The 20,055-nt window shown below is 44.6% G+C and carries 17 protein-coding genes; 8 read left to right on the forward strand and 9 right to left on the reverse strand.

All coding sequences use genetic code 11. From position 1 onward, the window contains the following. Positions 1–50: 50 nt before the first annotated feature. Together L3V30_RS12250 and L3V30_RS12255 are read right to left on the reverse strand one after the other, a co-directional pair. Complete coding sequence (locus L3V30_RS12250; protein WP_237309018.1) at positions 51–2,210, reverse strand: prolyl oligopeptidase family serine peptidase; 2,160 nt, start codon at positions 2,208–2,210, stop codon at positions 51–53. Between the two features lie 206 nt (positions 2,211–2,416). Next, positions 2,417–3,988 carry an ATP-binding cassette domain-containing protein gene (locus L3V30_RS12255; RefSeq protein ID WP_237309019.1) on the reverse strand — a complete coding sequence of 524 codons (1,572 nt, stop codon included), beginning with the start codon at positions 3,986–3,988 and terminating at the stop codon, positions 2,417–2,419. Positions 3,989–4,380: 392 nt separating this feature from the next. Here L3V30_RS12255 and L3V30_RS12260 point away from each other — a divergent pair, with 392 nt between their 5' ends. The 3 genes from L3V30_RS12260 (at position 4,381) to L3V30_RS12270 (ending at position 7,546) form a co-directional block, all read left to right on the forward strand. Further along, on the forward strand, positions 4,381–4,806 hold the full coding sequence (locus L3V30_RS12260; protein ID WP_005392539.1) for a universal stress protein: 426 nt from the start codon (positions 4,381–4,383) through the stop codon (positions 4,804–4,806). A 167-nt stretch (positions 4,807–4,973) separates the two neighbouring features. Continuing rightward, positions 4,974–5,591: an NAD(P)H-dependent oxidoreductase gene (locus L3V30_RS12265; protein ID WP_005392538.1), complete on the forward strand. Its 618-nt coding sequence runs from the start codon at positions 4,974–4,976 to the stop codon at positions 5,589–5,591. Then, the gene (locus tag L3V30_RS12270; protein WP_237309020.1) at positions 5,588–7,546 is read left to right on the forward strand and encodes a monovalent cation:proton antiporter-2 (CPA2) family protein; all 1,959 of its coding nucleotides are present in this window, start codon (positions 5,588–5,590) and stop codon (positions 7,544–7,546) included. The genes L3V30_RS12265 and L3V30_RS12270 overlap by 4 nt, the downstream gene beginning before the upstream one ends. A gap of 99 nt (positions 7,547–7,645) precedes the next feature. On the opposite strand, the gene L3V30_RS12275 is transcribed toward L3V30_RS12270, so the two are convergent. Continuing rightward, entirely contained in the window at positions 7,646–7,939 is a 294-nt protein-coding gene (locus L3V30_RS12275; RefSeq protein ID WP_005392536.1) for a hypothetical protein, read from the reverse strand. 245 nt (positions 7,940–8,184) lie between these two features. On the opposite strand from L3V30_RS12275, the gene L3V30_RS12280 reads away from it, so the two are divergent. Continuing rightward, entirely contained in the window at positions 8,185–8,478 is a 294-nt protein-coding gene (locus tag L3V30_RS12280; protein ID WP_005375388.1) for a metalloregulator ArsR/SmtB family transcription factor, read from the forward strand. A gap of 108 nt (positions 8,479–8,586) precedes the next feature. Here L3V30_RS12280 and L3V30_RS12285 read toward each other — a convergent pair whose 3' ends face one another. Beyond that, positions 8,587–9,936, reverse strand: a complete 1,350-nt coding sequence (locus L3V30_RS12285) for an alpha-amylase family protein (RefSeq protein ID WP_104972818.1) — start codon at positions 9,934–9,936, stop codon at positions 8,587–8,589. Between the two features lie 518 nt (positions 9,937–10,454). Here L3V30_RS12285 and L3V30_RS12290 point away from each other — a divergent pair. Both L3V30_RS12290 and L3V30_RS12295 read left to right on the forward strand, forming a co-directional pair. Continuing rightward, entirely contained in the window at positions 10,455–10,811 is a 357-nt protein-coding gene (locus tag L3V30_RS12290; protein WP_005392533.1) for a MerR family transcriptional regulator, read from the forward strand. Positions 10,812–10,869: 58 nt separating this feature from the next. After that, positions 10,870–11,247 (forward strand): carboxymuconolactone decarboxylase family protein, encoded by a 378-nt coding sequence (locus L3V30_RS12295; protein WP_006742181.1) that lies wholly within the window; start codon positions 10,870–10,872, stop codon positions 11,245–11,247. A gap of 82 nt (positions 11,248–11,329) precedes the next feature. Here the strand turns inward: L3V30_RS12295 and L3V30_RS12300 are convergent, their stop codons facing one another. Together L3V30_RS12300 and L3V30_RS12305 are read right to left on the reverse strand one after the other, a co-directional pair. Next, positions 11,330–11,560, reverse strand: coding sequence for a PAS factor family protein (locus L3V30_RS12300; protein ID WP_005375384.1), 231 nt, complete (start codon positions 11,558–11,560; stop codon positions 11,330–11,332). A 285-nt stretch (positions 11,561–11,845) separates the two neighbouring features. Next, entirely contained in the window at positions 11,846–14,272 is a 2,427-nt protein-coding gene (locus L3V30_RS12305) for a M9 family metallopeptidase (RefSeq protein ID WP_237309021.1), read from the reverse strand. Positions 14,273–14,720: 448 nt separating this feature from the next. On the opposite strand from L3V30_RS12305, the gene L3V30_RS12310 reads away from it, so the two are divergent. Beyond that, entirely contained in the window at positions 14,721–15,698 is a 978-nt protein-coding gene (locus L3V30_RS12310) for a hypothetical protein (RefSeq protein WP_237309022.1), read from the forward strand. A gap of 31 nt (positions 15,699–15,729) precedes the next feature. On the opposite strand, the gene accD is transcribed toward L3V30_RS12310, so the two are convergent. Next, a complete protein-coding gene (accD, locus tag L3V30_RS12315; RefSeq protein WP_047008421.1) occupies positions 15,730–16,593 on the reverse strand; it encodes an acetyl-CoA carboxylase, carboxyltransferase subunit beta in 864 nt (287 codons plus the stop codon). Positions 16,594–16,735: 142 nt separating this feature from the next. Here accD and L3V30_RS12320 point away from each other — a divergent pair, with 142 nt between their 5' ends. Further along, positions 16,736–17,635 carry a LysR family transcriptional regulator gene (locus L3V30_RS12320; protein ID WP_150917794.1) on the forward strand — a complete coding sequence of 300 codons (900 nt, stop codon included), beginning with the start codon at positions 16,736–16,738 and terminating at the stop codon, positions 17,633–17,635. A gap of 131 nt (positions 17,636–17,766) precedes the next feature. On the opposite strand, the gene L3V30_RS12325 is transcribed toward L3V30_RS12320, so the two are convergent. Together L3V30_RS12325 and L3V30_RS12330 are read right to left on the reverse strand one after the other, a co-directional pair. After that, positions 17,767–19,326, reverse strand: a complete 1,560-nt coding sequence (locus L3V30_RS12325) for a methyl-accepting chemotaxis protein (protein WP_237309023.1) — start codon at positions 19,324–19,326, stop codon at positions 17,767–17,769. Between the two features lie 345 nt (positions 19,327–19,671). Further along, a complete protein-coding gene (locus tag L3V30_RS12330; protein ID WP_005392525.1) occupies positions 19,672–20,022 on the reverse strand; it encodes a DUF3147 family protein in 351 nt (116 codons plus the stop codon). Between the last annotated feature and the right edge of the window lie 33 nt (positions 20,023–20,055).

Below are 20,055 nucleotides of genomic sequence, written 5' to 3' on the forward strand. Positions count from 1 at the left end.
GTGCAAAAGCACCAATGCATTTCGTTAACTAAAAACGCAAACGATTCGCACTATTGCAGTTTCTCTATCCCCATATTGAACAGTGCAAAGCTATAAATATCTGCATTTGTCTCAATTATTTTACGCGTTGGTGTGCCAGCACCATGCCCTGCATTGGTTTCGATGCGAATCAAGGTCGGATTTGAACCCGCCTGTTTTGACTGCAACTCAGCAGCAAATTTGTAAGAGTGAGCAGGAACAACACGATCATCATGATCACCCGTTGTAATCAATGTTGCTGGGTATTCCACCCCCGCTTTTACATTGTGCACCGGCGAATAACCTTTCAGATATTGGAACATCTCTTTACTTTGCTCTGCCGTACCGTAGTCATACGCCCAACCGGCACCTGCGGTAAAAGTATGGTAACGCAGCATGTCCAGTACGCCGACTGCTGGCAGCGCCACTTTAAACAGCTCTGGACGTTGCGTCATAACTGCCCCCACTAACAAGCCACCATTCGATCCACCGTTAATGGCTAACTTGTTTGATGACGTTACCTTTTCATCAATTAGGTACTCAGCCGCCGCAATAAAGTCATCAAACACATTTTGCTTTTGCATTTGAATGCCAGCGTTGTGCCACTCTTTACCATACTCCCCACCGCCACGAATGTTCACTACCGCGTAAACACCACCAAGCTCTAACCAAGCCGCACGTGTCGGGCTAAAAGATGGTGTGAGGCTAATGTTGAAACCACCATAACCATATAGGATGGTTGGTGCACTGCCGTCCATCGGTGTCCCTTTTTTATAGGTGATGATCATCGGCACTTTTGTTCCGTCTTTTGAGGTGTAAAACACCTGACGAGATTCATACAAAGCTGGATCAAATGGCGCTTTAGATTTGTAGTACACCTCGCTATCACCATCTTTGATGTTCAGACGATACGTAGTGCTTGGCATCTTGTAGTTGGTGAAAGAATAGTAGACTTCGGCTTCTTCTTTTTTACCTGAAAAACCGTACGCACTACCAATATCAGGCAGCTTGATTTCCCGGATGAGTTTGCCGTTCATGTCGTATTGCTTCACCATCGAGATCGCATCAACAATATAGCTCGCAAACAAATTGCCACCCGCGGTAGAAACACGTAACACGTTCTTTGTTTCAGGGATCAAATCTTTCCAGTTTTTGGGCTGCGGCTGACTCGCATCCACCGTCACGACGCGTTTGTTCGGCGCATTAAGGTTCGTAACCAAATACAATTTCGTGCCTTGGTTGTCTATTACCCAAGTATCAGAACTGGTGTTATCTAAAATGGTTTTAAGCGGGCTGTTTGGCTTACTCAGATCTTTAAAGAACAGTTTGTTACCCGATGTCGATATGCTGGCTGAGATAAACAAGTAGCGTTCATCTTCCGACGTATAGCCGCCAACATAACGGTATTTCTCTTCCTCAAAGCCGCCGAAAATCAGCTGGTCTTCACTTTGTTTCGTCCCAAGCTTATGAAAGTAGAGCTTGTGTTGATCCGTCTTCGCGGAAAGTTCACTCCCCTTTGGCTTGTCATAACTTGAGTAATAGAAGCCTTGATTGCCGAGCCAACTGATGCCGCTGAACTTAATATCCACCAGCGTTTCGCCGACGGGCTTTTTGGTTTCTGTCTCTAGAACTATGACTTTTCGCCAATCGCTACCGCCTTCCGAAATGCTGTATGCAACTAAAGATCCATCTCGTGAAAAGCTCACTCCCGCTAACGATGTGGTGCCATCTTCACTAAAAGTATTTGGATCGAGGAAAATTTCTGCTTCACCATCACCTAGCTGCCGATAAAGCACGTCTTGGTTTTGTAACCCGTCATTTTTGTAGAAGTAAGTGAACTTACCCTCTTTGAACGGTTGGCTTTGTTTTTCGTAATCCATGAGCTTAGTAATGCTCTCTTCAATCTGCTTGCGGTAAGGGATTTTCGACAGATAATCAAACGTCACTGCATTTTGTGCCTTCACCCATTCTGCGGTTTCTGGGCTGAGATCGTCTTCCAACCAGCGATAAGGATCACTCACTTTTGTACCAAAGTAGTCATCGACAACATCCACTTTTTGCGTGGTTGGATACGTGATGGCTTTCGGGTTTACCTGTTCAACCGACGACTGCGCCGCTTCATTTGCATGCGCCACAGACAACACACTTCCGAGTGCGAGAGCCGTTGCTAATGCTAGGGTGTTCTTTTTCATGAAATTCCTTTTTATTTTTCTGTTGTCTTTTTGTGCAATACATCAGAACTCTACTATATATCGACAAAATGAATCTAATTTCATTAAACGAGTTGTGAAAGCCATCCTAACTCCCTTATTTCCTGCCAATTCTACATATCGGTAAGTGGAGGTGTAGAGCTTAGGAACAACGCTGAAGAGCTACAATGGCGTTTACTCTCTTTCGTTTAATTCAGTTCGATTTGACGCAAAACCCCAGACTCAGAAGCGAAATCTTGGTCGTGACTAATCAGAACAAATCCACCTTTGTATGCATTTAACGCCTGACTAAGCATTATTTTTGAATCGAGATCGAGATGGTTATCTGGCTCATCAAGCAGCAGCAAAGGCTGGGAGTGTTGATGGCTGACGATCAGCATTGCGAGCTTCATCTTCTCGCCACCACTGAGTACGCATCCCAACCGAAACACAGCGTCTCGACGAAAACCGATCCCCGCCAATAAGGTTCTCGCTTCACTTTCCGTCATCTCTTGGCAGGTCTCCATTACGTTCTCAAGTAACGAAAGATTTGGATTCACTGCGCCAAAGTGTTGGTCGAGATAATACAAGGGAGTATTCACTTGCAGCTCACCACTCAGCAACGATAACTCGCCAAGCAACGTCTTTAACAAGGTTGACTTTCCGCAGCCATTTTTCCCTTTGAGATGGACTTTATCGTTCGCAAAAATCTGCAAAGTGATAGGAGTAGAATCTCCAAAAGGCAATATACCTTCTTGTATCGACAATACTTTTCGCGAACGGTTCGGATTATCTGCAAGATAAAGCTTTTGCGCTTTGAGCTGCTCATGTCGCGATAGCAACGCCCGCTCTTTGGCTTGTAAATGCGCTTGTCTGAGTTGCTCATTCTTATTGCGACTTGAGGTGCTGGCGGTCGCGCTATCCTTTTTGCCATCAAGCAAAATTTTGGGCTGACTGCCGTCTTTGCGCAGTTTGTTCCCTTGCGCGGCGCGTTGGTCTGCTTTTTCACGATTTTTCTGGGCTTGCTCAGCTAACCGTTTTTTGTGTTTATCGACCTGCACTAACTGCCTTTCGACCGCTTGCAGCTCAGTGCGTTTTTGCTCGGCATACACATCGTAATTTCCACCAAAAACCTGTAAGCCTAGGCCCGATAGTTCCCAAATTTCCTCCATCTCTCGCAGCAGCTCACGATCGTGACTGATGAGTAAAATCGCGCCACCGAAATGCCTCATAGACTCTATCAGCCATTGTTTCGCCTCGGTATCGAGGTGATTGGATGGCTCATCGAGAATCAAAAGCTCCGTTTCGTTTTCAAACAGTTGCCATAACTGCAAACACGCCAACTGCCCCCCGCTGAGCCGAGCACAAGAGAAATCAGGGTCTTGCGGTAAGCCCATCGCAGCAAGCTGCTGTTTGAGTTTCAGTTCAATATCCCACTGTTCGCCAACCAGTTCGAACCAATGCTCAGAAACATCACCTTGTTCAATCTGCTTTAAAGCATGCAAGACCGAGTCAGTTCCCAGAAACTGGGCGATCGATTGCTGACCTGAAAGCAAATCAGACGGCTGCTGGCGATACATCATGAAAGAAGAGGGAAAAGTCACTACACCGCTGGAAGGCTGAGTTTCGCCCGCCAAAATGGAAGCCAAAAGTGACTTACCGATGCCATTGCGCCCAACCAAACCAACACGTCGTTTAGTCATGGAACAAGAAATAGACTGGAATAGCGTATCGCCATTATCAAACTGATGGCTAACATTAAAAGCTTGTAAAACTGGCATAATTTGCCTCCTGTATGACAGGGACAACAGCCGTAGCTATGATTTGAGATTGCAACAAAACGCGTGCACAAACGCATTAAGCTCTATGTAAAGCTCGACGATAAACGTCAAATCAAAAATTTGTCTTGTTGCAAAGAAATATCGGAAAGTGAGCTACGCCTACTAACCCTGCAGATCCAAAAAATAAGTAAAAAATATGGATGACAGGTTTAGTTCTTCATGTTGGCGTAATCTCCTAGAGAAATGATTTGCGAAGTTTAGCGGGTTTTCTGACTAAAAAGCAAGCAGCATTATTTATCAAAACTTTGAACGATTTCGAGATCTTATCTACACAAATTTTGCCCAAGCCATACTATGCTTACAGTAAAGCTAATCCACATAAGGGCGTGGTAATGAAATACAAACATATCCTTGTTGCACTCGAACTGTCCGATGAAAGCACAGTTCTGATCGACAGAGCCGTAGCGATGGCTAACTATCTCGACTCCGATATTTCATTCATCCATATTGATGGAACTCACGGGGAAATTTATCGTGAGCTCGTAGACATTAAAGAGAACCCAGACCAAAGGCCGCTGAATGAGCACTCTATGGAATGTTTGAGAACATTCAGTGAGTACATGGATTATCCACTCAAACACTTCTTCGTGGGTACTGGTGATTTAGCCGATAAGCTCGAAATTACTATCAAAGAGCAAGAAGTGGACTTGCTGATTTGTGGCCATCACCAAGATTTCTGGAGCAAAATTATTTCCTACTCAAGACATCTTATCAATAAGTCACCAGTCGATATTTTAGTCGTTCCTATTCATGATTAATTAAAATTTGACGCTTGCCAAAACCACCAACTTATTTGGTGGTTTTTTATTGATATTGAAACAGCTTAAGCACTTTTCCAAGCTAGCTTGACGGCCATTTATGAGTTACATTTTCTAACCAACCTGCGCTCCTACTGGGCATGGTTATTTAGATAGCAAGGATCCTTATGGCGAATAAAAAAGTATTAATTCTCTTTGCTCATCCTTCCCAGCATCGTTCAGAAGTGAATACTCCACTTTTCAAAGAAGCTCAAAAAATTGAAGGCGTGACATGTGTTGATCTCTATGGTGAATACCCTCGTTTCGATATCAATATCGACCGTGAACAACAACGCTTGCGTGAGCATGATGTAGTGGTTTTTCAATTCCCACTATATTGGTATTCAACCCCAGCAATTTTAAAAGAGTGGCAAGATCTGGTTTTGGAGTATGGCTTTGCTTACGGCACTGAAGGAACCGAACTACAAGGTAAAACCATGCTGTGCGTGCTTTCGGCCGGCGGCAAAGAAGAAGCCTATAAAGCCGAAGGCTACAACCATTTTACGATTCGGGAACTGCTCGCTCCTATTGAGCAAATGTCAGCGCTCACGGGTATGCACTACATTGCGCCTCTTGCTTTGTTCGGTGCACGTACTGCCGAAGAAGAAGGACGAATACCCCGTCATGTCGAACGGTACAAAAGCCTGCTAACAGCATTAGTCGAAGATAGACTGGATGTTGAAGCAGCTGCGTCATTAATCAAACTCAACAGCGCACTTCCGAAGCTCATCAAGGAGGCTTCATGACAGGGATATTCTTACAAGCCTTCGTGTATTTGATTGCCGCTGTGATCGCGGTGCCACTTGCCAAGCGTTTAGGGCTCGGTTCCGTTTTAGGTTACCTCATCGCTGGTGTGGTAATTGGTCCAATTATCGGTTTAGTCGGTGAGGAAACAACGACAATTCAGCACTTTGCCGAATTTGGCGTGGTGATGATGCTATTCCTAGTGGGGTTAGAGCTAGAGCCTAAAATGCTCTGGTCAATGCGAAATCGTTTAATGGGCTTAGGCGGTCTTCAAGTTGGCGGTACCATCGCGGCGATTATGGGTATTGCCCTGTACTTTGAGCAGCCTTGGACCATTGCCTTAGCCATCGGCTTGATTTTCGCCCTTTCTTCTACCGCGATTGTTTTGCAAACTTTTAGCGAAAAAGGGTTAACGAAGACAGAAGGCGGACAAAACGCGTTCTCTGTTTTGCTTTTCCAAGATATCGCTGTTATCCCGATGTTGGCCTTTATTCCACTGCTGGCCCTGCCGGAGTTAGTCGAACAAGCACAAAGTGCCGTTCAAACGGCTGCGCAGCATCATGACGATTTAAACCTCGTGGCCGATTTACCGGGCTGGGCGTACGGAATAGTCATCACAGCATCGATTGCGATTGTCGTCGTTGGTGGTCACTTTTTAAGTCGACCTCTGTTGAGCTATGTTGCTAGCTCTGGGCTGCGTGAGATTTTTACCGCCACCGCATTGATGCTGGTGATCGGCATCGCAGCACTGATGAGTTTAGTTGGCTTGTCTCCTGCCTTAGGAACTTTCTTGGCTGGCGTTGTATTGGCGAACAGCGAATTTCGCCACGAGTTAGAGTCCAATATCGAACCATTTAAAGGGTTGTTGCTGGGTCTGTTCTTCATCACCGTCGGCGCAGGGATCAATTTCTCGGTTCTATTTGGTGACTTCTGGTTGATCATGGCACTGACCATTGGCGTGATGGTATTGAAAGCCTTGGTGCTATTTATTCTCGCGCTGATATTTAGAGTGAAAGGCAGCAACCGCTGGCTGTTTACCTTAAGCTTGGCTCAAGCGGGTGAATTTGGTTTTGTGTTGCTAAGCTTCTCTGTGCAAAACCACGTCATTCCGTTTGAACTCTCGCAAACTCTTGCGCTGGTTGTTGCTATCTCAATGTTCTTAACGCCAGGCTTGTTCATTCTATTTGACAAATTAATACTGCCGCGTTTTGAAACTCAATCAAACGAAAGAGAAAGCGATACGATTGAAGAAAAAGGCACAGTAATCATCGCTGGTATCGGCCGTTTTGGTCAGATTGTTAACCGCTTGCTTGTTTCTAATGGTGTAACAACAGTGGTGCTCGATCACCAAGCCAACCAAGTTGATAACATGCGCCAGATTGGCACTCGTGCTTATTTTGGCGATGCGACTCGACCAGATATGCTACACACTGCAGGCATCGAGCATGCGGCTGCGTTGGTCGTCGCAATTGATAACCAAGAATCGAGTGTGGAACTGGTGAAGTACGTCAAACACACGTACCCCAAAGTAACGGTGATCGCACGCGCCTTTGACCGTGGTCACGGCTATCTTTTGCGTCAAGCTGGGGCTGATATTATTGAATCGGAAACCTACCATTCCGCATTGGAGATGGGGGGTCACACGATGAAAGCACTCGGTATTCATCCCTTCTTTGTTGAGCAGCAAAAAGCGACATACAAGCGTGTTGAAGCACGCAAGTCCGAGATACTCTACAAAGCTTGGGAAGATGATTCTGAAGGCGAACGTTATGACAACAATTTCCGACAACTGTTTATTCAGTTAGAGGAAAAAATGGCGGAAGAGATGCAAAAAGATCGCCATGACAAACTCTCGCGCTCAGAACGTGGTTGGACGCCACCGCCGAAAGGTTACGCCGATGACTTCAATGAAGATAACGTTCAAGAACTAACACCGCCGAGAGAAGAGCCGCTCTGACGGTAACTTGCTCAATATTAAAAACCTCCCGTTTGGGAGGTTTTTCTTTTTCAGTACCGGGTCACATGCCGTGCAGGATAAAATGATCTTCTCACGAGATTACATAAGATCATTCATTAAAATCTCATACTCTTCGTTTGCTTCTTCCACTAAGTGAGAAAGCTCTAACGCATCAGTAACTGCAAGATTGAACTGCCACGGAGTTGTGTCTTCTTTACCACAGATTCGAGTTTCACACCCACGGCTCTCAAAAGACAAATCATCAAACTCTGTGGTATGGCGCTCTTGAAGTTCTACAATCTCAACTTCTAATTTACCGACAGGGTTAACTTTAACGTGAGCATGTAAATCTGAACTGTTAGACAAACAATAATCTCTATGAACCGCAATCATGGCCGCCTCCTTGGTCTGCCAACTGACAACTCACCCATGAGTGTAGACGAGGGAGTTTGAACGTGGGGTGAAATAATAATGAAGATTGATCTGTCTCATTGGAGTAGACAATTATTGTTGTGCTGGTATGAGCCGGTATGAATCTCATCTGATTTAAATCGTTCCTAGATCACAAGAGTTGGCATTTACCGAGACTTTCCCTATTATCGAAACAAATTTACTGTAGTCATTCTTTAGAGGTCAGTATGGAGCTTGAAGCCGTCGCTAAAGCACTAAAAGAGTTAGGTCATCCTACTCGTTTAAGTATTTACAAAGAAGTTGTCAAAGCGGGATACAAAGGTATCGCGGTAGGCGGCGTACAAGAAAAGCTTGGCATTCCTGCATCCACTCTCTCTCATCATATTTCTAGTCTAGCCTCAGCCGGGCTTCTCACCCAACGTCGTGAGGGGCGAACCCTTTTTTGCGTTGCAGAGTACCAATGTTTAGATGATGTGATCGGCTTTTTAAAGGCTGAATGTTGCGTTAATGAGTGCTCATAACCTCATAGCAGAGGCGAAAGACTTCGGTTTTACATTAGACTTTACCCGTTCTTGAATGACCGCCGATAAATATAAACACCGAGCTCGCTAAGCTCGGTGTTTTATTTTTTAGTTTTCGACGAGCAACATTGAGGCTTTAGGTGGCACAATTAACTTACCGTCAGATGGAACGTCCTGATCCGTCATCAAATCCACCCAGTCGCCATCCATTTTCAATGTCAAAGACTGCTGACGCTGCGATTTATTAAGCACAACAACGCCTTTGCTCCCTCGCTTAAATACCAGCATATCATCGTTACCTTCAAGAACACTCATCGACTCGCCATGCGTCATATTGTGGAACTGGATCATTTTCGCCATTCGCGGATCGTTCCATGCGCCTTGCCATCTTGGCTTGCCATTTTTATCTGTAATACCGCTAGTGTTTAAGTCGGTATAAACCAATGGCACACCACCATCGCGGCCTAGAATGTAGGCATAAGCTAACCATTCATTTTCCTCATCCATGATCAGGTCAAGAAAAACGTCATTGTTAGGAATGTCATGCGTGACAACAAATGTAATCGCGCGACCAGGCGAAAGGGCCTGACCGAAACAGTATGGGTCAATCAACGACTTGAAACTGCCCTTTTTAGCGAACGCCTTAAAAATGGTCGAGAACAACGGGAAATCATAAGCGCCTAAGCGAGTTTCCTGTAAATACGGCTCAAGAAACAACTGATACTCTTCCTCTGTCGCACCGCCATCGGTAATAATTTCGCCAAATATATGCACATCGCGCGTGATGTCGTCTGTCCAAACACGTTTAAGATGCTCTAGCGTCATGTGTTTCGCGGCATCAATACGAAAACCTTTCACACCAATGGCTTTCAATGCTTTTAGGTAAGCGCGTTGCTGCTCAACGACATGGTCACAAACACGGAGGGTTGGCAAGCCAGGATCGGTTGGTCCACCTGTGATGCGTCCATTTTGTACCTGCCATTTATCTTTCCAGTCTTTAATACCGAATGCTTCAACAAAGTCCTCTTCATCAAAAAGCGGTTGAGATAAGTCGCCAAATAACGTTAGCGACTGATATTTCTGTTTGTTTTGTTGGTATTCCTCCAGGACCTCTTGCCTTGGGTATTGGAGGTCTCGGCGAAGGTGGGCCTCATTTGCCATATGGTTAAACACCACGTCAGCGTAAACCCACACGCCAACTTGCTCCAGTTCACGAACCATACGGATAAAGTCTTTGGTATCACCCAACGCATTGTCGATGACACGGTAATCTTGAGGTTGATAGCGCTGCCACCAGCGATCATCGTGGGCGCTTTTCATTGGTGGCGAAACCAGCACGGAGCCGTAACCTAGCTCGTGGATTTCTTTTGCTCGTTGGGCAATGTCAGCATACTTCCAATCAAACGCATGTAAGATAACATTCGCACCGAATGATTGTATTTCCTGTGAGCCACTCATGTTGTTCTCCTACTCGTTTTCACTCACGATTACTTGTTTGCATTTTTTTGTGAGTGAATTCAATAGTCGAAATTATAAGAGCTATTCATCAGACGCCCTCACCCTTTTCGCCCTAACTCAAGGCTGAAAATGAAGGCGTAGTGACTCCTCCATTGCATAAGTAGAAACGGTTCTGGACGTAAACGAGTAGATGACATTCAAGCACACCGCACACAAATCAAGCTAAGTCATTGTTTTATATTGCAAAAAATCGCATTCAAAATATATGAAAGAAAATGCCCGGGTACGCCCTAAAGGAGACCAAAGACTAAAAACAGCCAAACCACTCTATTGAGTAACTAATTTTTAATAAAGTGAAACTGGCAGGTGGATCACGTTTGGCGCGTATTCAAAATAGCCTCCTTCTGCGTATCCCACCTTAAAACATGGAAGATTACCGTTTGTATCTATCCCGAAATGACTTCAAAATGCGGAACTTAGCTTATGCCTATTGGTATGAATTACCTTGGAGGGTAATCATGAATATCAAAGAGTTTTCTAGCCTCGTCGGCTTGTCTGCTCATACACTTCGATACTATGAAAAAATTGGCTTACTTAAACATGTCCATAGAAACGCGAGTGGGCATCGAGTGTATAGTGCGAAAGATCTAAGCTGGATTAGCTTCGTAAAGCGATTAAAAGAAACTGCAATGCCACTTGAAGAGATTCTGGAATATGCAAAATTAAGGGAAGTCGGCTCAGAGTCTGTACGACAACGCCAAGCCTTGCTAGAGCAACATCAAGAAAACCTCAAACTCCACATTGAACAGCAGCAAAAGCACTTAACGGCTCTAGAAGAAAAAATTGCCTTGTATAAAAGCGGAAAAGTTCGTTGACTTAGAGTTAACTCTAAGGATTAAGGTATGTTTGCATTTATTCACTAGGAACATATCGATGGAACAATCACGCTTTAACAAAGGATTAGAACTACTCTCTCACATTGATGGCGACGCTGGTCATAACGTCATCGAAAGCTTACAAGATATTTGCCCAGATTTAGCTCAGTACACCATTGAGTATCCGTTTGGCGATATTTATGCTCGCCCAGGCTTAGACCTAAAATCGAGAGAAGTCTCAACCGTCGCCGCGCTAACGGCAATGGGGAATTGTACACCACAACTGAAAGTACATCTCAATGCAGCACTGAATGTAGGCTGCAGCGAGGCTGAAATTAAAGAAGTCATCTTACAGATGTCCGTCTACGCAGGGTTTCCAGCGGCATTAAACGGCATGTTTGCCTTCAAAGAAGTGCTAGCGGAAAGAGCAGAGTAATCACGACGTTGAAATCAATTTAAAGGCAATTAAATTAAAAACGGCCCTTGGGGATCGGGCCGTGATTTAAACAACGAGTGAATTAGCGCTCAGGGGTTTCAAGCAGTTTAACCGCGCAATCTACCGCGTTGTTAATGCCTTGACTACTCTCCAACTTGCCTGAACTTGCAGGACCAAGGGCACAAGAATACAAAGCCAGCTGCTTATCGAACGGCAGATCCAACTGTTCATATAGATTTTGTCGGATTCTTGCATGTTGTTCTGGTTCTTGGTTAGCAAGGCTAATCAACGTTTCATAAATAAGCGTTTTCATGTTTTTCCCTTTTCACTTTATTGCACGGGGTGCATATATATTGTATCCGTTTGGAAAGCACAAATCAGAAGCTAGGTCACAGAACGCGTCGCTAAAAAAGTTTATGTGCGCGGTAAATTGTAATACAAACCTAAAGCCGTTTAGAAAAAGAGCAAAGGATAACTCGATAAATCAGCCGATTAACTGGCATTCGCCGCTGTTTGATCACAATAGCGTCCGATACAAACAAAAACGCCGCTCTATGAGCGACGTTTTTTATCTCGATTTCAGCTAATCGAACATGTTTTAGTTGAAGTGCACTAACATTTCAACGTCATCACCTTGTTCTGGTGCTTGAAGAGAGAAGTGCACATAGCCCGCTTCAGTAACAGGAATCGCAAGGTATTCGTTGCTGCCTGCATAGTTGGAGACGTACTCGTGTTGCTCAACTGTAGGCCAATGCTCCCTACTCGCGTATAGGTCGACATTACCTGTTTGAGAGTGAGCCGTTAGCCATACACGAACCTCTTCAACACCTTCAGGTACATACACTGCCGCATAACGCTGCTTGTGCACAGTGAGCATTTTTGCTTCACCAGACTCTAGTACCACCGGTGCCAAATCGTCTTGCACTTGTGTTGGCGGTGTTTGCGCTTCAACGTCTAAAGCAGCCACAAGATTCACTGAGTCATAGTTATCACGGCCAGTTAAACTGATGTAGTAACGACCTGCTTTCACGTAACCATCCTGCTCTGGCTCAAATACAATCTCTTCATTGCTGCCATCGCCATACTGGCTCATTTCAAAGTCGTAGTAATGCGCAACTTTGTTGTAGCTCATGTAAAGATCCGCATCCCCCGCACCTTCAATAGATACATTAAAGCGAACGGTGTTGGCTGGTACGTCAACGTAGAACAGTTTTTCGCTGTACGCTTCGCCACTGAGTTGAAGGCTTTGGTTCGCCGTCAATTCAGTCACTTGTGCTTCAGGTTCTGTTGGTTCTATTGGCTCTTCTGGGTCAGTACCTGGTTGCTCTGGCTCCACTTCTAACGTATCCAACCAGCGCTCAAACTCTGCGTCATATTGTTGACCTAATGTCGTCACCTGTTGCGCCCACTGTTCAAACTGACCAGTGCGCGACAACGCCAACAAGCTTTCTACGTCTTGCGGATGATTTTCCAGCATGAATCGAACGGCCAAGTAACCCCAACGATAGATACGATTAGTGTCGTGAGAATATGTGGTATCAAACACAGTTGAAAGGCTCAGTTTACCGCCTGCAATCAGTTCGATCGCCGCTTGGTAGCCTTGTTTGTAATGCATGTATTCCGCAAAACCTTCTAGCCACCAAACAATATGACCATGAGCCAAGTTATCACTGAACGAGCCGTACTGGTTAAATCGCGCGTCCAAATAGTGTGTGTACTCATGCTCTAGATTCAAGATCGATAAATCTTCGCCATTCGCATAGCGATAAGCCACGAAACGGGCGGTATTGTCCGCTTTTGATGGATTCCCTTCAAGGTACTGACCACCGTTGTCCGTTGTATTACCAAACAGGAACGAAGAATAATCAACGTAGCTGTCGTTACTAGCAAACACCGCCACCTCAACACGGTCATTCAAGTCATCAGCGACAGGTTGATTGCCCGTATTCGCCACTTGATGGAAGTCGGCTTCTTTCGCAGCCAGCACTTCACACGCTTTCGCAGCTTGAGCATCGGTCAGATCTTCAGAGCGAATGATGGCAGGTCCCTGACACTCAAAACGATTTGGCATCACGCGCGCTGCTAGATCTTGCTTCGCTTGATCTAGGTCCAGACCGTTTAAACCTTCAGGTGCGTAGTAGCTCATCATCTCTACGGCAGCAAGCCACAGTTTGTCATGCTCACTACCCAGTGGGTAACGCTGCATCACTTGTTGCATCACAGCCAAGGCTTTGCGTTTGGTCTCCTGATCTGGGCTCGCAAGCAAACGACCAGTTTCACGTAATGCATTGAAAACAATAAAGCTCGCATCCGTATCCAATGCCCAAGCGTTATCAGATGCGAATCTCGCTAATGTATCAATATGGTGAGTATTGTTTGCCATGTAGCGGTAGAACTCATCGTTTGCTACATGACCTGCCATAGAACGGAACAGGTTGTTTAAACCATCGACCCATTGCGTGTCCTGCGCGGTTTCACGGTTAAAGTGCATCAACGCGGCCATCATGCTATCCATGGTCAGCGGCAACTGCTTCACGTTATCAACCATCAAAGTCAAGCTCTTCATTGCGCCAACTTGTTCACGGCCTTGATCCAAAGCATGAGGGTTGTTAAGGAATAGGTTCGTCGACTGAGCAAAACGCTGACTCAACGCTTCTGAAAACTCAGGTGTACCTGTGCCAGCATTGTAACGAACGTAGTATGCAGCACGAATAAACTCGCCCAGATGCTCTAGAACACGAGCTTGCTCTGCTTCTCCACGATAGCGGGCAATTTCTTGATCCAACGCGACTTGGATACGGCTTAAGCTCGCTTCGCTGTAAATATCGTTCAGCGTTGCGGAAGGAGCTGAAAACCAAGCGTGGTAGCAATCATACTCAGCACCAGAAACGGCAGCAGCCAAGTCTCTCGATTGTTGTAAATCAGCAACAGCGCACTGGTTTTGTGCAAAAGAGAAGCTAGACACACTCGCTAGCATACAAGCAAGCGCCAAACGATGGCGCGGGAAAAAACGGATATGAGACATAACAACACTCATTGATTATTAACATACATTGAGTGGGGGTTTATATTCTTTACAGCTCAAACAGTGAAATCAGTATCATAAAATTTATGAAATCGCTCCCAAAAATAGGCTTTTTACTCTAAATTTATAGGATCAATCCCAACCCAAGATTTCTCACAATTATCAATAAAAACATTAATTTACCTTTTTCTAAATAACGATTTTATGAGGAAAATTGCCCTTAAACTCCACCCTTAACTCTTCCAGATAGAGTTCACGACAATCAAAGGTTCTAAATTAAATTTTGATGCTTGATACCATCTATTTTTAGTTGTGACTCATTCCCAATAAGTCATCGAGTGCATATCAAAAGGCTGGCGTTAATGGTAAATTCTCTGCCAAATCAAACACATTTACTCCTCGAGTCATTGATGAGTGAATAAAGCAGATATTTGGCTAGGGATAATACATGTCACTTTGGGGATTTTTGGGAGCGGGGCTTGCCTACTTCATGACAACGTTTGCCTTTGTTTTTGGCGGCATTTTTTGGTTATGTGCTGAAGGTAATACATTAAGAGAAACAAAGCGCCAGTCATCAATAATGTCCGGGATTATTGCATGTACTATTGGAACTTGGGTGCTTGCTTTTGGGGTTTACGTTTACGGTTACTTTTGGGATAACTCTTCTCACTATTATTTTTATTTGCTCGCTCCATGGGGACTTGCCATTTTTGGGGTAAAACTTCGTAACCGCTGGGTTAAGCAATACGCGCGTGTAAAACACGCAAAAGAAGAACAGTGGCAAAAGCGCTGGCGAGAATTATTAGGGGAAGATACTGAAGATCTTCCACCATATCCACATGATTACGAGCTCTACTCGGGCATTTGGCAAGCCAATGAAGCGCTCCGAGAACAGTGCTTTGCAGCGCTTCCTCACGGGAAAGCAGTCTACGAGAGAGTGAAAGCCTTCCAAACGATGGCCTCCCCCGCTGGTGACATAAACAATCAAGTTTTGCTGAGTAAACTCGATCAACTAGAGGATGAAATCATTCAAGTTTTTGAGCAACACTCGCAACACAAAGTAAGCATTAAAACTGGCTCAGGTACTTTACGCAAAGAGTCAAAACGCAATGTTTATCGCCATGAGAATGGCCCAACAGAAGAGCAACTGTACGACTCAATCAATCTCCAACATGATTTGGATCGAGAGCTACGCCACATTATCTATGATCGGCTCGGTTACGATGGCGAAGATGAGTACTTTTTCCTCCAAGCGCCACTCGAAGAGCTTACCGAGAATGAAACCGCAATCAACTGGATGCTCTGGGGTTTAGTAAGCGACCATTTTGCTGTTGACCCATACCAAACGGCGTTGGATCTCAGCCTAATGAATGCGGAACCAAGATGGGGGCAAAATGAACGGTTTGTAATGATTACGGCTCAATAAACGCAAGTACTAAGTCTAACTTTAATACAACCTATTCTGAGACCACCCTCGCGTTGGTTAACTTAGCCAATAAGCCGCCAACGCGATCACGCATTTCACGTCTGTCTACAATCATATCTAATGCACCATGTGCTAATAAAAACTCACTTCTCTGAAACTCGTCTGGTAGCTTTTCACGTACCGTTTGTTCAATAACACGCCTTCCCGCAAAGCCGATGCTTGCTTTAGGTTCACCAATATTGATGTCTCCCAACATGGCTAAACTCGCCGAGACACCACCATAAGTTTGGTCCGTCAATACTGAGATATAGGGTAATCTGTGCTCAGATAAGTGGTTTAACGCGGCGCTGGTTTTTGACATTTGCATTAGTGCTACCAAAGACTCTTGCATGCGCGCCCCTCCGCAAGCAGAAAAACACACTAGCCCAGATTTTGTATTAATCGCAGTTTCAACGGCGCGGACAAATTTCTCGCCAACCACCGCCCCCATCGAGCCAGCCATGAAAGAGAATTCAAACGCACAAGCTACAACAGGCAAGCCTAGTAACTTCCCCTGCATCACAACCAAGGCATCTTTTTCTCCAGTCGTTTTCTGCGCGATGGCAATTCGCTCTTTATATCGCTTTAAGTCTTTAAAACCCAAAATATCCTGCGGTTCCAACTCACTTGCCAACTCTTGCTGTGTTCCATGATCCAGAAAAGTGTTCAACCTTTGACGAGCAGCCATTCTCATGTGATGAGAGCACCTAGGACATACTTCCAAATTCTCTTTTAATGCCGCGCGATAAAGTATTTGTTCACATTCAGGGCATTTTGTCCAAACGCCCTCTGGAATAGACGCTTTGCGCGAACCTATTATATTTTTATTCTCAAATAACCTTTCTAGCCAACTCATGAGTACCTCATTATTTATCACCTCGTAGCAGGACATCTGCATCGTTTGCCCGCTCTAACTTTTAAATAAAATTGTATGCAACTCAGTCTGAGGATAAAGTGCAATATGCTGGCTTGATAATCCAATAAAGTGGGACAATAGAATGTTTGATAACGTCGACCAAACCTGGTTAAAAAGTTTTCACTGTGTTTATGAGAACAACAGCTTTAAGCGAGCCGCTGAGTGTTTGAATATACCAACATCGAATGTCAGCCGACATATTGCCCTGCTTGAAGAAAAGTTAAACATCAGGTTGTTCAATAGAACGACAAGGCGAATGACGCCTACCGAGGCTGGAGAAGAACTCTATAGCAGCACTCGTCCACTATTAGAACAACTCAACAACGCGCTAGAAACCGTGACTCGCCACTCGCACACCGTAACGGGAGAGCTACGTATTCTTATGCCAGACACACCTGTACTGGCCAAAGCGGTTGTCACCTTTTGCACGCAATACCCGTCAATCTCTTTGTCTTGCGATACAACGCTAAACCCTAAAGATGATGTTATTGATAGCTTTGATGTCATTTTAAGTTTTCATAGAGGGACTTTGTCTGACAGCAATTGGGTGGCAAGGGAAATCAAACGCTGGCCCAGTGCTATTTTGGCTGCGCCTCAACTGCTTAATAAGTACGCCAGCCCTTACAAAATTACGGATTTAAATCATGTTCCCTGTATCACGACACTTACTGCAGTAAATGGCGCTCCCTGGGTGTTTAAAAATCCCGACGGAGGTCATATTACGCAAACAGTACAATCCTCGTTCAAAGTAAACAGTGGTCATCTCGCTAAATCTGGCGCGTTATCAGGGCTTGGATACGCAATACTTCCAATAGAATCATGCAAAGATGAGATCGAGAGCGGCAAACTTGAAGTCATCCCTCTAGAATACGAACCTGAAGATTTAGTGCTTTATGCGTTTTACTCTTCTAGAAAGCACTTAGCCAAGAAAATCTCTATGTTTGTTGAGCACTTAAAACAACACGCGAAGCTTAACGCCTAGTTAAGCACTAATCATTTATCCCAATAACTATAAAAACTGGCATAGTAGAGCAAATCGACATTCGATTTTCTCAAATAAAAAAGCCAGCAATCGAGATTTACTGGCTTTTGCAAAAGGATTTCCGTTGGCGTTTAAATTCTAAACGCTCCTACGTGGCGATCGAGAGTTCTCGATAATTCCGCAAGTTGTTGACTTGATTCTTCCAATTGCTCACTCGCCGTTAGCGCGTTTTTCACGGAGTGACTGACGGTATCCATATTCATGTTAATTTCATTTGCTACCGTCGATTGCTGTTCTGTTGCCGTTGCCACTTGAGTATTGATATCCAAAATAGTAGTAACTTGATCAGCAATTGCCTCTAGTGCTTGTCGAGCCAGCTCCGTTTCTGCAGTGCCTTCTTCAATAAGGGTTCTACTATTACTCATTGAATTAACCGCACTTTGGGCTTCGGTTTGCAACTGATGGATCATATTGTCAATTTCATTAGTGGACTGAGCCGTTTTAGTGGCAAGATTACGGACCTCGTCTGCCACTACGGCGAAACCTCGTCCAGCATCACCGGCGCGCGCTGCTTCAATAGCGGCATTTAACGCCAATAGGTTCGTTTGCTCAGAGATCCCTCTAATGACTTCGAGAATACTACCAATCGACTGAGTGTTGTCCGCAAGGCTTACGATAATATTGGAAGTACTGTTCATCTCGTTTTCAAGATTCGTCATCGCCGTCTTGGTGCGTTCTAGCGTCTTGTAGCCATCTTGAGTCTCATTACTTGCCGTGCTCGCAGCACTCGCTGCACCAGCAGCATTTGACGCGATTTCGTTGACGGTCGCGATCATTTCGTTCATAGACGTGACAACCAGCATGGTTTGCTCATTCTGCTCCTGGCCTCTTGCAAGCGCTTGTTGAGATTGTCCACGCAGCGCGACAGCGGAACCATTCAGATCCACACCAGTATTTACAACTTGTGTAATGATTTCATGTACCTTGCCAACAAACACGTTGAACGCCGAAGAAATTTGTGCGACTTCGTCATTACCTTTTGCTGGTAAACGAACCGTTAAGTCTCCGTCACCTTTCGAGATGTCTTGCAACGCCTCCTTAAGCGCAGAGAGCGGTCGCATCAGCTTGTTGAGTAGAAGCGATAGAGCCAAAACACACAGAACGAAGATCACCACCATGGAAATCAGTTGGGAAGTAATAATTCCATTCGTCGCTTGGCTTACTTCTGTAATAGGAATACCAATATCAAACGTGCCGTACAACTGACCATTCACGTAGATCGGCGCCATGATATCAAACACCCACACTTTCTGGACATCGGCATACCACTTTGAATACTGTTGTACACCTTTGGTTGCACCTTCAACGGTGTAGTTATCATTGTAGGTTTTATTTAGCTTTTGCTTATCACTGTGAGCAACCGCCGTCACATTGCGATCAATTACGACTGCATAGCTTACGTCTGAACGTTGTTTCAAACCCTCAACAAGCGATTGTAAGTCTTGCATTGGGTTGGCTGAGTTCTCCAAAATATAACTTGCATTTCCTGCTAAAAACTCAGCTTGAACTTGGGATTTGTTTAAGATGATGTCATCGATTTTCTGACTCGAAATTAGGTACGTTGATGCCATACTTGCCACGACAGCAATACCAAACATGGCGCAAACGGCTAATAAGATGATTCTTTTCATTTTAATTGTCTCGGTACAATTCAATGTGATGCTCACGACAGAGCGTTAAGCCTTTCGCCTCTTATAACCAACACAAACTGTATTTTTAGCCTGTCTGGCAAAGCTAGACGTAACTTTGTAGCCACTGTATCTGCCTGATTACCGATAACTTTAGAATGAAGGAAGAAAAGTCTTCAAAACGTCACATTTCTACGAGGTTTGACTGAAAAACAAGAGAGTAATCGATAACTTCAAGTAAGAGGCCACACTAGCATCGAGAGTTAAAAAAAGAGTTCTAGTTAGAGCCTTGAAAATATAAATAAGCGAGCGCTTCGACCTATATTCTTACAATTCTCCTTTGCTCAATTAAGTTAATTCTATTCCAAACTCTTTAATAACGATGGTCACAATGAAGAAACAAACGATTGAAATAATGGCGCAAATTCCCAAAGAGAACCAAAACGAATATCGGCTCAGTAAGAAAGGAAAAACTAGAAACATCGGCAATGTAGGCAGTACATACCAAAAAGTATAAAACGCGTGGTTCGCGAGCTTTTCCTGACCTTGCCCTTCAATATACATCCAAATTAAAGCTAAAATAGTGACCGTCGGGAGCGCGGCAATCAGCGCTCCCGCTTTATCACTTCTCTTGGCAACTTCAGATATCAGCACCACTATTCCTGCGGTTAACGCGTACTTAGTAATCATCCACAACATGAAAGAGCTACCTTTAATAAACAAAAAGCGACG

The sequence above is a fragment of the Vibrio sp. A1-1 genome, assembly GCF_021728175.1.
In the GTDB taxonomy this organism is placed as follows: Bacteria; Pseudomonadota; Gammaproteobacteria; order Enterobacterales; family Vibrionaceae; genus Vibrio; species Vibrio diabolicus.

Coding starts and splice junctions, on each gene's coding strand:
- L3V30_RS12255 (WP_237309019.1), bottom strand. CDS start 3,988: ATGCCAGTTTTACAAGCTTTTAATGTTAGCCATCAGTTTGATAATGGC.
- L3V30_RS12290 (WP_005392533.1), top strand. CDS start 10,455: ATGAATATCAAAGAGTTTTCTAGCCTCGTCGGCTTGTCTGCTCATACA.
- L3V30_RS12300 (WP_005375384.1), bottom strand. CDS start 11,560: ATGAAAACGCTTATTTATGAAACGTTGATTAGCCTTGCTAACCAAGAA.
- L3V30_RS12285 (WP_104972818.1), bottom strand. CDS start 9,936: ATGAGTGGCTCACAGGAAATACAATCATTCGGTGCGAATGTTATCTTA.
- L3V30_RS12320 (WP_150917794.1), top strand. CDS start 16,736: ATGTTTGATAACGTCGACCAAACCTGGTTAAAAAGTTTTCACTGTGTT.
- L3V30_RS12305 (WP_237309021.1), bottom strand. CDS start 14,272: ATGTCTCATATCCGTTTTTTCCCGCGCCATCGTTTGGCGCTTGCTTGT.
- L3V30_RS12270 (WP_237309020.1), top strand. CDS start 5,588: ATGACAGGGATATTCTTACAAGCCTTCGTGTATTTGATTGCCGCTGTG.
- L3V30_RS12310 (WP_237309022.1), top strand. CDS start 14,721: ATGTCACTTTGGGGATTTTTGGGAGCGGGGCTTGCCTACTTCATGACA.
- L3V30_RS12265 (WP_005392538.1), top strand. CDS start 4,974: ATGGCGAATAAAAAAGTATTAATTCTCTTTGCTCATCCTTCCCAGCAT.
- L3V30_RS12330 (WP_005392525.1), bottom strand. CDS start 20,022: ATGTTGTGGATGATTACTAAGTACGCGTTAACCGCAGGAATAGTGGTG.
- accD (WP_047008421.1), bottom strand. CDS start 16,593: ATGAGTTGGCTAGAAAGGTTATTTGAGAATAAAAATATAATAGGTTCG.
- L3V30_RS12260 (WP_005392539.1), top strand. CDS start 4,381: ATGAAATACAAACATATCCTTGTTGCACTCGAACTGTCCGATGAAAGC.
- L3V30_RS12250 (WP_237309018.1), bottom strand. CDS start 2,210: ATGAAAAAGAACACCCTAGCATTAGCAACGGCTCTCGCACTCGGAAGT.
- L3V30_RS12295 (WP_006742181.1), top strand. CDS start 10,870: ATGGAACAATCACGCTTTAACAAAGGATTAGAACTACTCTCTCACATT.
- L3V30_RS12275 (WP_005392536.1), bottom strand. CDS start 7,939: ATGATTGCGGTTCATAGAGATTATTGTTTGTCTAACAGTTCAGATTTA.
- L3V30_RS12280 (WP_005375388.1), top strand. CDS start 8,185: ATGGAGCTTGAAGCCGTCGCTAAAGCACTAAAAGAGTTAGGTCATCCT.
- L3V30_RS12325 (WP_237309023.1), bottom strand. CDS start 19,326: ATGAAAAGAATCATCTTATTAGCCGTTTGCGCCATGTTTGGTATTGCT.